Here is a 13,207-nt window from a genome sequence, read left to right as displayed (position 1 = left end):
GATCAGGAGCCCGCGCCCAGCCGGCACTCGGGCCCCAGGTCTACCTCGGGCTGCTCACCGAGCGCCAGTCGCGCCAGCGCGCGCCCGATCGCCGGCGCCTGCTTGAACAGGTTGTGGCCGGCGACGAAAACCAACCCTTCCTGCTGCCAGGTCGCGAAACCGTCGTCGCTCCACGGCACCCGGGTCACCCAGCAGTGCCGGTAACCGACCGGCGCCGGGTCCAGGCCGGGCAGCGCACGGCGCACGTAGGCCACCGCCCGGTCGGCCAAGGCGGTCAGTTCCCCGGGATCGGCGAAGCCGCCGTCGGGATCGACGCCGACGCTCTCGCTGAGCCCAACGCCGTAATAGCGGTTGCCGGGCAGCGCCGCCGCATAGGTGCCGGTCTCCCCGAAGGCCCCGCTGCTGTCTTGCAGGCAGGCCAACCGCGGCGCGGGTTGCCTGACGGCGAAGGTCAGTCGGACGTGCGCGGATAACCGCACCGGCAGCGCCAACCCGACGCCGCGCGCCAGCCCGGCGGTGCCCCGCCCGGCGCACACCACCACCGTGGAATGCTCGGCGCGCCCGCCGCCGGTCAGCACCTCGGCCCTTCCGTTGCCGGTCGAGCGCACCGCCAGCACCTCGTCGGCGACCAGCCGCTCACCCAGCCATCCGGTCAGCGCGCCGATCGCCGCCCGGGTGCGAATCGCGCCGCCGGCCTGGTCGAGCATCGCCGGCCCGTCGTAGCCGGCCAGCGGCGGCAGCAGGCTATGCAACTGTGTGCCGTCGATGCGGCGCACCGGTACGCCGCCCACCTTCTCCAGTACCGCCAGCCGGCGTTCTACCGCGGGACCGATCGCGACCGCGCCGTCGGACGAGACCAGCTCGGTGCCGGCGCGTTCGGCCCACTGCGTCCAGATCGCGCGACTTGCCCGCGCCAGCGCCACCAGCCGCGCGTCGTCGTGGGCGTGCCGAAAGATCCGGGATTCGCCGCCGGACTGCCCGTCGCCCGGCACGCCCCGTTCATACACCCGCACCGTGGCACCCAACTCGGTCAGGGCGTACGCGGTGCTCAGGCCGACGATCCCACCGCCGACCACACCGACGTCGACGGCCGTCACCGCGGCCCCGGCGGCAGCGGCCGAAACACCTGCAACGCGCGGTAGCACGCGGCGAACTCGGCCTCCGCGCAGGGCTCGTCGACCTCCCCGTCGCGGGCTAGCGGCACCGGACCGTCGACCGCGGTGAACCGGAACTGCGGAACCCGCAGCTCGTGGTAGAGCCGGCTGCGCTGCAGCCGTCCGGTCAGCAGTGCCGCCAGAATCCGCAGCGTGGACCACGGCCGGCCGGTTTCCAGGATCCGCACGTCCAACAGCCCGTCGTCCATCCGGTGCCGTACGGCCGGAGCGAATCCGGCCGGCTGATACGCCGAATTGCCGAGGAAGAACAGCGACGTCTGCAGGGTCTTGCCGTCGTAGTTGATGCGCACCGGCTGTTCACGACGCAGCGTCAACAGCATCGCGTACACGCTGGCCACCGGCTTGCCGACCTTGTGCTGCAACCGCTCCCGACGGCGCACGAACGTCGGGTACGCGCCGATGCTGGCCGTATTGACCACGGTCGTCTCAGCGTTGAACCGCACCACGTCCACCCGCGACAGGCTGCCGTCGGCGATGGCCCGGATGGTCTTCGCGGTGGTATCGCAGCCGATGTCCTTGGCGAAGTGGTTCAACGTGCCGCCGGGAAATACCGCCAGCGGCAGACCGCGGTCCACCGCCACACCGGCCGCCGCGGCCACCGACCCGTCGCCGCCGGCGATCGCCAGCACCTCGGCGGACTCGGCCGCCCGGCGCAGCGCTTGCGTCACGTCGTCGTCGGGACCGAGTTCGACGACGCTGATGCCCGGCAGCGCTTCACGCACCTGCTCGGCGACCTCGCCGGCGCGCCCGCCCCCGGAGCGGGGGTTGACCACCAACGTCACGCCGGTGCCGTCCGGGCGTGCGGGACAGTCGACCCGCAGCGCATCGGCGCGTGGCAGCGGCGGGGACGCGATCGGCGGCACCAGTTGTGCCCCAGCGACCGCGATCGACGCCCCGATGCCCAGTCCGGCCAGCACGTCGCCGGGGTAGTGGGCGCCGGTGGCGATCCGCGACAGTCCCACCAGACCGGCCAGCGCGGCGACGGGCAGGCCCAGCAGCGGGTTCTCCAACCCGACTCCGGTGGCAAAGGCCGCCGCACTGGCGGAGTGGCCCGACGGCAACGAGTTCGACAGCGGCAACCGGCGGGCGCGGCGCAGCAGCGGCACCTGCATGATGTCCGGGCGTGACCGGGGCCGAATCCGCTTGACCACCTGGTTGGTCACCAGGCTGGTGAGTGCCAGGCTGACCACCCCGCGGGCGGCGGCGCGCTGGGCGGCGGGGCGGCCGGTCAGAGCCATCCCCGCCGCGAGGGCCAACCACAGTTTGGAGTGGTCGGCGGCGCGGGTCAGCGCCGGCATGGTGGTGTCGAGGAGTCGGCTGGGTGAGCGCGCGATCGCCGTGAACACCTCGGCGTCGAGCTCGCCGAGACCTTTGGTGATCCGGCGGAGCCCGGAGCGCCGCCGCCGCAATGGCGCCATCGTGACCACAGCAGTGATTCCTCCGTCCGCCGGCCCCACTGCAGGTGCCGTACGGGGTGCCCTATACCCGCTTACCGGCCGGGAAACGCACCGCCGCGACCGATTCGCCAATGAACCGGTGATTCGGTGCCATGAACCTGAGGGTGGACCGCCTGGGCCGGCTGGTCATTCCCGAAGCGCTGCGGGCGGCGCTCGGCGTCACCCCCGACAGCAGGCGCACCTATCGGGTACTCGAAGTGCCATACCAGTTCGTCGACTGAGAAGGTCACCGCGAACCTCGGTACGCCTGGCAACGCATGTCGGACCCCTCCGGCCGACTTCGTCGCGGGACGGCCCCTTTTGACGTCCACCAAGCCGTACGGCTAGCTTGGTGACCATCCGGCAGGCCTTCACCTGCGCGAACTGCGCAGACCGGCCTTGAACCAACCGAGACCAACCGACTCATCACAGATAGGAACCGACCTATGGCGTCAGCGAGCCTGGGAGTCTGGACGTGCATCGCGTGCGTCGTGCTGCTTACCTTGGCACTCTTCCTGTCAACAGGCGCCTAGTCGAGCGTCGCCAGCGTCTGCACAATAGGCGGGCGGCCCGGCGCCCGCCATCAGTAGTCCCAGACCGCCGGTACGCACCGGAAGGCGTTGCCGGCGGCGGCCACCCGGCACACCGAGGGGAACGGCAGGTGGGTGGCCACCAGCGACTCGCCGGTCGAGGCCAGTTCCTGTAGAAGACGAACCCGGACCCGTGCCGCCTCCTCGGGGTCGTGTTCGAACCCGTTGCGCCACTCCGGATTCTCGAAGCCGACCTGGAAGATGGCGTCGCCGGCGAAGGTCAAGCGGTCGCCGCCGGAGGCCAGACGGACCACGCTGTGCCCGGGGGTGTGGCCACCGGTGCGGCAGACCAGCACTCCCGGTGCGACCTCGTGCTCCGTCTCGAACGGACGCAGCCGGCTGCGGTACTCGTCCAGGAACCGCGTCGCGATCGATCGGAGCGCGCCGGGCACCGGCGCGGGCATCTGGGTGCCGGAGAAATCCGGGGCCTCCCAGAACTCAGCCTCGGCGGCCGCCACGTGGATCCGCAGATCCGGGCGCAGACGGGCCTTCAGCCCGTCGCTCAGCAAGCCACCCACGTGGTCCATGTGCAGGTGGGTTAGCACCACATCGGTCACTGAGGAGGGATCGATGCCGGCGGCCTCGAGGCGCTGGACGGTCTGCCCCGCCCGCGGGAAGTCCGGGAACTCCACGCCCAGGCCAGCGTCGACGAGGATGGTTCGGCCGCCGGTACGCACCACGACCACGTTCAGCGGCCAGTTGATCACGTCCGGCGGCAGGAAGCTGTCGTCCAGCCAGCGCGTCAGGTCCGCGGAGTCGACGTTGGTGGCCATCGTCGCTGCGGTGATCGGCAGCACGCCATCGCTGATGATCAGCACGTCGATCTCGCCGACCTGTACCGCGTAGCGCGACGGCACCAACTCCGGGGCGCGCGTACCGGGGCGTAAGGCATTGTCCAAGCTCATAGTCGTCTCCTCGATCGATGCGGCATGACCGTTGATCGGTGCCGCGGTGAGCTGATGCGATCCGGGATTGACGATTGCCGGCCCGTGCGGTCGAGCGCGCCCTGGAAAGTGCGTAGTCCGTGCGCTGCCTATGGTCAAACGGTGACAATCAGCTACGACCGGGCACTGCGTCAGCAGATCCGGACACACTTGCGCGGGCACGACCGCCGGGCCGTGACCGACCCGACCAAGCGGCACGCGGCCGTCGCGGTGGTGATCGTGGACTCCGACATCGGGGAGGACCGGGTCGATCCGGCGCCGGTCGACGACTGGATCGCCGGGCGGCCCCTGCCGGATGCCGGTCTCGACGGCCGCATGATCGACGTATCCGGAGGCGCCGCATTCTTTCTGTGCCGCCGAGCGTCGCGCCTCAATTCGCATGCCGCCCAGTGGGCGTTGCCTGGTGGCCGGCTGGATCCGGGCGAGACCGCGGTTGAGGCCGCGCTGCGCGAGTTGGATGAGGAGGTCGGCATCAGTCTGCCCGACTCGGCAGTGCTGGGCCTGCTCGACGACTACCCGACCCGGTCGGGATACGTCATCACGCCGGTGGTGATCTGGGGCGGTGGCCGGCTGGATCCTCGGCCCGCGCCCGACGAGGTGGTGGCCGTTTACCGGGTCGGATTGCACCAGCTGCAGCGTGAGGATTCGCCGCGCTACATCAGCATCCCGGAGAGCTCACGCCCGGTCGTGCAGATCCCCTTGGGCAATGACCTTATCCACGCGCCGACCGGTGCCGTGCTGCTGCAGCTGCGGTGGCTGTGCCTGGAGGGCCGATCCGACCGGGTCGACGAATTGGAACAGCCCGTGTTCGCCTGGAAGTAGGCCCGGAAGCCGGCGGCCGGCCCTAGGCTGCGGTGCATGATCAAAGACCGCGCCGCGCTGGTCGCGGGCACCATCCGGCTGGCCTCGGGTCTTTCCTTCCTGGTGGATCCGCTTCGGGCGAACCGGTGGTGGGGCGAGCCGGATGACCCGGGCCCGTCCGCGCGGCTGCTGCTTCGTTCCATGGGTTACCGCGACGCCTTGATCGGAGGGTTGCTTCTGAGCGCGGCGTTGCGCGGCCGGGACACCCGCGGGTGGTTCCTGGCATCCGGTGGCGCCGACGCGGCCGACCTACTGGGCGGGATGAGCGTGCATGCCGATCTCACCCGCGGACAGCAGCTCATCGGCCTGGGTGGAGCGGTTGTCGGCATCGGCGTGGGGCTGTGGGGCGCGACGCGGCGCGATCGGAGTGCCGGCAGCGCTGCGGGCCGGCGTTCCGGGCCGAGCTGAGGTAGCCGTCGGCCGGGGGAGTCTACGGTCCGCACGCACTCGAACAGTTCCAACAGATCAAGGTGTATGCCGAATTGGCGCCCGCGCCCAGCATCTGAGATAGACCGCGGCCTTCCTTCACCTCACGGTCGCAGGTTCCGCTATCGGCCGTCCTGGACCGTGACGTCCGGTACGGAGTCTTCCGGCCGGACAGCCGCCTCCTGCGGTTGCACGCTGACCAGTTCAAGACCCAGATCACGGACTCGGTCGAGAAGGCCGAAAAGCTGCGACTGGTCACAGATTTCTCCGGCGAATCCCGTTTCTCCCGGGCCGGGCTCAAGTCGCATCCCCTCGAATGCCGATCCAAGCCGTTCGGAGACGCAACCCCGAACGCAGATCCGGTACATCGTCGGCTCCACTGGGCACTCCGTTCGTCATCTACTGACTCAGCCTTCGCCGTAGCCGGGTGAGCGGTCCTCATCCGGCAAGTCAAATCGCCCGGGCGAGCATCCCGCCCGAATCAGGCCGGCGACTCACCACCTTTCGAGATGCACCACGTCGTCAAGCGGAATTCGTTCGGCACGACGGAAAGTTGTGCCGGTGTAGTAGGCGGTGGGGATCGTCGTGGCGTGGTAGACGTTATCGGGCAGCCGGAGGATATTCCGCATCTCCTCCTCGGCCATCACGGTCACCCCGGTCCAGGTGGTTCCCAGTCCTCGCGAACGGGCCGCGAGCATGTAGTTCCATGCCGCAGGCATGATCGACGCCCAATACTGGTTGGCGTTTTCAGCCGTCAATGTGCCGTCACCGTCGATGACCTCGACGCACGGGACCACCAAAACGGGGACGTCACCGAAGTGGTCGGCGAGGTACTGCGCGCTGTCGGACACTTTGCGCTGCTGGCGATTGCGCGCGGGGTCGTTCCTGAACCGGTCGGCGACCGCGAACGGGGAGGCAACGATCCAGTCCCATGTGCGGCGGTACACATCTGCGATCGCGCGACGCTGTGCGGCGTCGGTGACCACGACGAATCCCCAATTCTGCAAGTTGGAGGACGTCGGCGCCTGCACCGCGATCTCCAGGCATTCCCGGATCAGGGCAATGGGAACCGGTTTGGTCAAATCGAGACGCTTGCGCACCGAGCGCGTCGTAGTCAGTAGTTCGTCGGGCGACAAGTCGACGATTGGGCAACGGTTCACGATCAGGCCGGTAAGACAGCGACGACTTCGACTTCTACCCGGAGGTTGGGCCAGACCAGCCCGTCGATGATGGCGAGCATGCCGGCCGGCTCGTGGCGGATGAACTCCCGGTTCACTGCCATGTAGGCCGGCAGATCGTCGCGGTTGGTCAGCCATTGCCGCATGCTGACGACGTCGGTCAGTTTGGCGCCGGCCTTGGCGAGTGCGGCTTCGACGTTGGCCCAACACTGCCGGGCCTCCTCGGTGAAGTCCTCCGGCGCAGTGCCGTCTTCGCGCAGCCCGGGCGTTCCCGAGACGAATATCTGGGTACCGCCACCGGGTACGGCAACAGCATCGGCGTACTTGGCGATGTGTGCAGCCACTCCGGTCAATATCGGTGTAACGGTGGTCATCTCAAAGCTCCTTGGTAGGGGGAGTTTCTTTACCGCTGAGGTTCAGCGTTCCGCGTTGTCGTCGGTCGTCAAAGGGCCATCGCCGGTGTCGACAAGGAAGACCGCGAGCAATTCAGCGGGCTCGGTGGCGCTGGCGTTCTCGCTGATCACGTGGTGCGCCCCGGGTGCCTCACTCCACGTCTGGCCGGCGTGATACACCCGCACCGGCTCTCCTTCGAGTTGGCTGCGAATTCGCCCGGAGATGACGTAAGCCATGATGAACGCCGAATTCGCATGGTGGTGAGCAGCGCTCCTGGCTCCTGGCGGATAACTGACGGCCACCGCTTCAAGCGATTTGCCGGGCACGTTGCTAGGTCGATCGAAAACGGTGCGGACGACGGGGGTTTCGCCTGGCGTCTGCGGGGTCGGCTCGGCGTGTGCCGCAGGTGCGAGGATCACACCGGCGATCACGACTGCGAGCCGCATTTTCAGCGCCATAGTTCAATTCCCTTCCGAGAGCCGGAGTCTGACTCAGGGTCCGGGGTCAGCCTTCGGCAACCCGAAGAATCGTTTTGCCGTGGATGCGCTGTTCGGGAGCGAAGGCGGCAGCAGCGTCGGCAAGGGGCAGCACAGCACCCACCACCGGTGTGAGACGTCCATCGCGCACTCGCGCGGCGAGTTGGGCAAGCTGAGATCGATCGGCCTCGACGACGAAGAAGACGGCCCGACCGTCCGTCGGGCGGGTCGCGGGCGGCTCGGCGATCGTGACGAGCGTTCCGCCGGCCCGCACCAATGCGGCTGAGCGGGCGAGGACCTCGCCACCGATCACGTCGAACACCACGTCGACTGCGCCGGCGTCCTCGAGCGTCTCGGTACCCATGTCGACGAAGTCATGGGCACCCAGCGCAATGGCTCGATCCCGATCTGGTGTCCGGCCGGTAGCGATGACACGCGCCCCGGCCTCGCGGGCGAGCTGCACCGCGAGTGACCCGACCCCTCCTGCGGCGCCGTGGATCAAGACCGTCTGTCCCGCGGTGAGGCGTCCGTGGTCGAACAGGCCCTGCCAGGCGGCTAAACCAGAGATCGGCAGGGCTGCGGCGACCGTGTGATCGATGTCGAATGGTAGCGGTGCGAGATTGCGGGCTTCGACAGCGGTGTACTCAGCCAGCGAGCCGTTACGGGCCCAATCGGCGAGCCCGAACACCCGCTGACCGATGCTCAAACTGGTGGTGCCGTAGCCCAACTCAACGACCACGCCCGACAGCTCGTGGCCGGGAATGCTCGGTGTCCGGTCGCGGCCCGCGCGGTCGGTCCAGGTGTGCGGCCAGTCGAGCTCGCCGGGTGTGAAACCCGCGGCGTGTACCTGAACGATGACCTCGCTGTCGGCCGCCTCGGGGTAGGGCTGGTCGGTGAGCGACAGGCCGGCGACACCGGCCTCGCGGTCCTTGACGATGATGGCTTGCATTGCAGGTCCTTTCTGATGGGTGTTGCGTGCACGAGCACTGATAGCGCGGGTGTATCCGTTGGCGATGGCTCCGGTGTCGGAAGCGTGTGCGCCGCTGGCCGTCTAGCAAGCCAGCATTGGCCGACGCGGGGTGATTCGTCATCACCCGGCGAGCCAGTTCACCCGGGTGAACCGAAGGAGCGACTACGGCGACCGGGACGGCCCCGCCGCGGCCATGGGACCGCTGGCCAGTGCTGGCTGTACACCCGGCCGGTCGCGGCACAGTGCCGCGATGTCGCAGGGCACGGGGCGGTACCCGGCAGGAGGATTGGCGATCAACAGTGCGGCGCACAACGCCGCCAGGGCGAACAGTGCGGCACCCGCCTCTAACACGCGGGCGAAACCGGCGGCATTCGTCGTGCCCGCGCTGACCAGACCCACGGACCCGATCGCCACCAGCGCAGCCAGCCGCGAGACAGCGTTGTTGATCGCCGATGCCAGGCCGCCGTATTCGGCTGGCACCGAGGCCAGTGTGACCGACATCAGCGGTGTGATGGTCGCGACCAGGCCGGTGGCCAGCACGAGCATCCCGGGAATCAGGTCGGTGATGGCATGGAATCCATCGGGTTTCGGCCGGATCAACAACAGCCCGACACCCGCCAACGCCGGCCCGGTGATCAGAAACACGCGTGGTCCCACCTGATCTGCCATGCGCCCGACGCGACGGGCGAGCGCGAAGGATAGCAGCGGAATCGGTAGGGTGGCCACCCCAGTGGCGGTGGCTGAGTAGCCGCCGACTTCTTGGGTGTACAGGGCGATGGCCAGCGATCCCATGATCAACGCGCCGTAGACGAGCGCGGTGACGAGGTTCGCGGCAGCGAAATTACGAAAGGCGAACAGCGGCAACGGAAGCATCGGAAACCTACTGCGGTGCTGCCAACTCACGAAGCCGGCAAGTGCGGCTATCCCGACCACCGAACTGGCGACGACCTCCGGGTCAGTCCAGCCGTAGTGTTGCGCTTCGATCAACGCATACACCGTCGCGGCCAGCCCCGCCGCCGATAGCGCCATCCCGACGGTGTCGACGCGGGCGCCTTCCACCCGATCGGACATCGGGCACAACCAGAACGTCAGCGCATACCCGACCGTCATAGGGATCGCTGACAACACGAAAATCCAGCGCCAGCCGAGAAAATCTACGCATATCCCGCCCAACAAAGGGCCCAGCGCGAAGGCGGTCCCCGTCCACCCGGTCCAGACGCCGATCGCTGCGGATCGGGCCGCTTTGTCGAACACCGTGTTGATCAGCGCCAGCGAGCCCGGCACGAGGAAAGCCGCGCCGAGGCCCTGGATGATGCGCGCAGTGACGAGCGCCGCGGGCGACGTTGCGGCCGCCGCCAGAACCGAGCCGACCCCGAAAGCCAGCAGGCCGCACCGCATCACCGGAATGCGGCCGAGCAGATCCGAGATCGACCCACCGGGCAGAATGACCGTGGCCATCGCCAACAAGTAGCCGTCGACGACCCATTGCTGCAGGGCCAGGCCGCCACCAAGGTCGCGTTCGACGGCGGGCAAGGCCAGGTTGATCACAGTGGAGTCGAGGAACGCGACCATCGACACCATCACCGCGACCACCATCGCGCGGCTGGTCGGGGCCGCATCGCGCAACGTCACTGTCGGGACCCTTCGGTGGGTGACGGAGCCGGGGCGGTCTGACCGCCGCCTCCTGTGAGCAGCGTGCCCCGACGCGGCCTGCGTCGTCATCACCCGGCGGGCCGTCTCACCCGGGTGAGATTCGCACGTTGCGATTGCAGATGCTCGCCGGCGAACTTGCCTACACTGTTTGCCAGCGCAAGCGGTGACGAGGACTGTGGACAGCACATCGGGGACATCCTTCACCCGCCTATTTCTTGTTGGCGGGCGGCGATTCGCGTGAGTGCGGCGAGGGCGTCGGGAAAGATGCGCATACCGCCGATTCGTGGGCGGGGGGACGAGCTGAAAGCGATCAGCGCCGCGATCGCGGGGGTGGCGCGAGGGCGCGGCGGGGCGCTGGTCATCGAGGGGCCGCCGGGCATCGGGAAGAGCCGCTTGTTGACCGAGGTTTTGGCGCTCGCCGAGAAGGCCGGTGTTCGGGCGCTGTTCGGCGAGGCGTTCGAGTACCAGCAGACCGTGCCGTTTTTCTCGCTGTTCATGGCGACGCTGCATGCCGATCCCCCGGTCGGTGATGCCGAGGCGTTGCGTCGCTTGGGCTCGTCAGCCGATCTCCGCTACTGGGTGGTGCGCGATCTGCAGGCCGCGATCCACCAAGCCGCATCCCGAACGCCGTTGACGATCGTCCTCGAGGACATCCACTGGGCCGATAACGCCACTCTTTTGGCACTGCGGTCGCTGGCCGCGGCGCGCCCTGACGCCCCGGTGCTCTGGGTGCTCACCGCGCGAACCGGCGCGGGCGGGCCGGCCGTCCGCGAGACACTGAGCGCGCTGGAACACGAAGACGCCACGTTTCTGCGGTTGACGGCCGTGACACCGGATGCGGTCGTCGATATCGTCCAAGACACCGTGCGAGCCAACGCGGATGCGTCGCTGGTCAGTCTGGCCGACAAGGCACACGGCAACCCGTTCCTGCTGACAGAACTGTTACGGGGACTCGACGAGGAAGGCCGGCTCGATGTCACCGGCGGGTGCGCGGTTGCCACCGGAGACACGCTGCCGCGACGGCTCAGCGACAGCATGCAGCAGCGACTGGACCAGCTCTCCGACCCTGCGAGCCAAGTCGTGCGGGTAGCCGCCGTGCTGCCCGACCGGTTCTCGGTCCGGCTGCTCGCCGCGATGCTGGACCGCCAGCCGGTCTCGTTGCTGTCGGCGCTGGAGGAAGCAGTGCGCGCGGATCTCATCGTCGAAGACGGTGAGCAGTTGAGGTTTCGGCACGACCTGCTGCGCGAAGCCACCCGGCAGGCCCTGCCGCAGTCGCTGCGGCGGGCAATGGAGCGCCAGTCCGCATCGCTCATGCTGCGTATCGGCGCGAGCCCCGCCGAGGTGGCCACCCAACTGGCACGCAGCGCCGAGCCCGGCGACCGGGAGGCGATTGAGACACTACGCCAGGCCGCGCAGTCGGTGGGCCGCGGCGATGCAAGCGGCGCCGCGGACTTGAGCCACCGCGCGTTGGAGTTGTTGCCCACCGACGACGCGGAGCATGGATCCCTGGTCGCCGAAACGGTGGAGTGGCTCAACAGGGCCGGCCGACACGGCGAGGCGGAAAAATTGGCCGTCGTGGCGTTGTCGGAGGCGGCCTCGCCCGAAGTCGAGGCCGAGATCCGGCTCCGGCTACCCGTGCATGCCAAGCACACTGACCAGCGGCGGGTGGCGGAGAATCGGCGTGCGCTCAAGTTGAGCGGCATCAGCGACATCACCCGGGCCCGGCATCTGGCGTGGCTGGCGTACAACCTGGTGTTCGACGAAGGTGGGCAACGGCGCGCGGCCGCCGACGCGGCTGCCGCGGCCGCGTTAGCAACCGGTGATCTCGAGGCCACGATCATGGCTGACGTCACCCGCGCTCTGCTCGATGCTGGCGAGGGTTACACGTCCCGCGCACTACGCCGTTTCGAAGAGCTCCGCCCGCTCGCTCACACGAATGAAACGGCGTTGGCGCATGCCTATGCCGGAATGTACGACGCAAATCTGCTGGCAGTGGTCGGCCGGCTGGACGACGCGACAGCCCGAGTCGCCGATGGCATAGAGCAAGCCCGCCGGGAAGGCAACGCGATGGCCCTCGGCCTGTGGGCCGTCTTCAGCGGGCTCGTCGACCTCGCTGCGGGCCGGCTGTCGGCCGCTCGCGATGCCACGGAGTCCCTTCCGCCCCCACAGCCGACGGGGGCAACCGAGCATGACGTACTTCGCATGGTGATTCTCGCCGAGGTGGCGGCGCACACCGATGACCGGAACTTGCTGCAGCAGATGGTCAATGATGCGCGCGATGCCCACTCCACCGGCTCCGCCGGCATACGTCGAGGGTCGGCGTATGTGCTCGCGCGGGCGGCGTGGCAGCGCGAGGACGTTCATGATGCGATGCGCTGGCTCGGCGACGTCATCCTACTGGCGACACCATTTTTCCCGCATGCATTGGTTCGGCTGGTCTTGGGTGCGCGGGTGGCCTCGGCCGCCGGTGATGCCGGCTTGCGCGCGCGGGTCCTGCAGGCCACCGAGATACTGGAGCGCGAGCGGCCCGCACTGCCGATGTTGGCGACCGTGGCCGGGTATGCCCGCGCGATCCTCGAACACGATGCCCAGGCGTTGGTGGCTGTTGCGGAGTTGCTCCGCGCGTCGTCGCGCCCGCTTCTTTATGCCAGCGCCGCCGAGGATGCGGGGTGTGAGCTGAGTCGCGGACACCGCAACGCTGAGGCGCTCGATCAGCTCAACGCCGCCTTTGACACCTACATCGAGTGCGGAGCGACTGCCGATGCCCGCCGGGTCGGCCGCACGCTGCGCCGATTGGGTGTCCAGCGGCGTATTGCCATGCACTCGCGGGCCAGAACCGGTTGGGACAGCCTCACCGATTCCGAACTCAAGGTCATCAACTTGATCGCCGAAGGCGCGACCAACCGCTACGTCGCCCAGCAGCTGCAGCTCTCTCCTCACACGGTGAAAACCCACGTACGCAATGCGTTCGCCAAACTCGGCGTCACCTCCCGGACTCAACTGACACAGCTCACGCGCGATACGGATTGACCGGATCGTCAAATATCGGGTGCCTGGAGATACCCCGACTCTGCCCTAAAGATCACCCGCTGGGCGATGGTGACG

At 68.4% G+C, this 13,207-nt stretch carries 13 protein-coding genes; 4 read left to right on the top strand and 9 right to left on the bottom strand.

The annotated features are described in order from the left end of the window. Positions 1 to 2: 2 nt before the first annotated feature. Both AC5Y4Q_RS07860 and AC5Y4Q_RS07855 read right to left on the bottom strand, forming a co-directional pair. The gene (locus tag AC5Y4Q_RS07860; protein WP_185746626.1) at positions 3 to 1,097 is read right to left on the bottom strand and encodes an NAD(P)/FAD-dependent oxidoreductase; all 1,095 of its coding nucleotides are present in this window, start codon (positions 1,095 to 1,097) and stop codon (positions 3 to 5) included. After that, positions 1,094 to 2,593 carry a bifunctional phosphatase PAP2/diacylglycerol kinase family protein gene (locus tag AC5Y4Q_RS07855; RefSeq protein WP_064921850.1) on the bottom strand — a complete coding sequence of 500 codons (1,500 nt, stop codon included), beginning with the start codon at positions 2,591 to 2,593 and terminating at the stop codon, positions 1,094 to 1,096. The genes AC5Y4Q_RS07860 and AC5Y4Q_RS07855 overlap by 4 nt, the downstream gene beginning before the upstream one ends. Positions 2,594 to 2,724: 131 nt before the next feature. Here AC5Y4Q_RS07855 and AC5Y4Q_RS07850 point away from each other — a divergent pair, with 131 nt between their 5' ends. Beyond that, positions 2,725 to 2,853: a hypothetical protein gene (locus tag AC5Y4Q_RS07850; protein ID WP_268966990.1), complete on the top strand. Its 129-nt coding sequence runs from the start codon at positions 2,725 to 2,727 to the stop codon at positions 2,851 to 2,853. A gap of 341 nt (positions 2,854 to 3,194) precedes the next feature. On the opposite strand, the gene AC5Y4Q_RS07845 is transcribed toward AC5Y4Q_RS07850, so the two are convergent. Continuing rightward, positions 3,195 to 4,106: an MBL fold metallo-hydrolase gene (locus AC5Y4Q_RS07845; RefSeq protein WP_125225091.1), complete on the bottom strand. Its 912-nt coding sequence runs from the start codon at positions 4,104 to 4,106 to the stop codon at positions 3,195 to 3,197. 141 nt (positions 4,107 to 4,247) lie between these two features. Here AC5Y4Q_RS07845 and AC5Y4Q_RS07840 point away from each other — a divergent pair, with 141 nt between their 5' ends. Both AC5Y4Q_RS07840 and AC5Y4Q_RS07835 read left to right on the top strand, forming a co-directional pair. Then, complete coding sequence (locus AC5Y4Q_RS07840; RefSeq protein ID WP_125225090.1) at positions 4,248 to 4,967, top strand: NUDIX hydrolase; 720 nt, start codon at positions 4,248 to 4,250, stop codon at positions 4,965 to 4,967. Between the two features lie 36 nt (positions 4,968 to 5,003). After that, positions 5,004 to 5,414: a DUF4267 domain-containing protein gene (locus AC5Y4Q_RS07835; RefSeq protein ID WP_064921830.1), complete on the top strand. Its 411-nt coding sequence runs from the start codon at positions 5,004 to 5,006 to the stop codon at positions 5,412 to 5,414. Between the two features lie 140 nt (positions 5,415 to 5,554). Here the strand turns inward: AC5Y4Q_RS07835 and AC5Y4Q_RS07830 are convergent, their stop codons facing one another. From AC5Y4Q_RS07830 to AC5Y4Q_RS07805, 6 genes are all read right to left on the bottom strand, one after another. After that, on the bottom strand, positions 5,555 to 5,800 hold the full coding sequence (locus AC5Y4Q_RS07830; protein WP_125225105.1) for a DUF8691 family protein: 246 nt from the start codon (positions 5,798 to 5,800) through the stop codon (positions 5,555 to 5,557). 126 nt (positions 5,801 to 5,926) lie between these two features. Continuing rightward, positions 5,927 to 6,532 carry a nitroreductase family protein gene (locus AC5Y4Q_RS07825; protein WP_235663920.1) on the bottom strand — a complete coding sequence of 202 codons (606 nt, stop codon included), beginning with the start codon at positions 6,530 to 6,532 and terminating at the stop codon, positions 5,927 to 5,929. Positions 6,533 to 6,594: 62 nt separating this feature from the next. After that, positions 6,595 to 6,984 carry a Rid family hydrolase gene (locus tag AC5Y4Q_RS07820; protein WP_125225088.1) on the bottom strand — a complete coding sequence of 130 codons (390 nt, stop codon included), beginning with the start codon at positions 6,982 to 6,984 and terminating at the stop codon, positions 6,595 to 6,597. A gap of 42 nt (positions 6,985 to 7,026) precedes the next feature. Next, entirely contained in the window at positions 7,027 to 7,461 is a 435-nt protein-coding gene (locus AC5Y4Q_RS07815) for a cupin domain-containing protein (protein ID WP_064921833.1), read from the bottom strand. 46 nt (positions 7,462 to 7,507) lie between these two features. Then, positions 7,508 to 8,428 carry an NADP-dependent oxidoreductase gene (locus tag AC5Y4Q_RS07810; RefSeq protein WP_064921834.1) on the bottom strand — a complete coding sequence of 307 codons (921 nt, stop codon included), beginning with the start codon at positions 8,426 to 8,428 and terminating at the stop codon, positions 7,508 to 7,510. A gap of 183 nt (positions 8,429 to 8,611) precedes the next feature. Next, positions 8,612 to 10,081: an MFS transporter gene (locus AC5Y4Q_RS07805; RefSeq protein WP_125225087.1), complete on the bottom strand. Its 1,470-nt coding sequence runs from the start codon at positions 10,079 to 10,081 to the stop codon at positions 8,612 to 8,614. Between the two features lie 285 nt (positions 10,082 to 10,366). Here AC5Y4Q_RS07805 and AC5Y4Q_RS07800 point away from each other — a divergent pair, with 285 nt between their 5' ends. Further along, entirely contained in the window at positions 10,367 to 13,132 is a 2,766-nt protein-coding gene (locus AC5Y4Q_RS07800; protein WP_125225086.1) for an ATP-binding protein, read from the top strand. The last annotated feature ends 75 nt before the right edge of the window (positions 13,133 to 13,207 follow it).

It is taken from the genome of Mycobacterium sp. NGS16, assembly GCF_059813225.1.
This window is presented reverse-complemented; position numbering and strand designations above follow the sequence as displayed.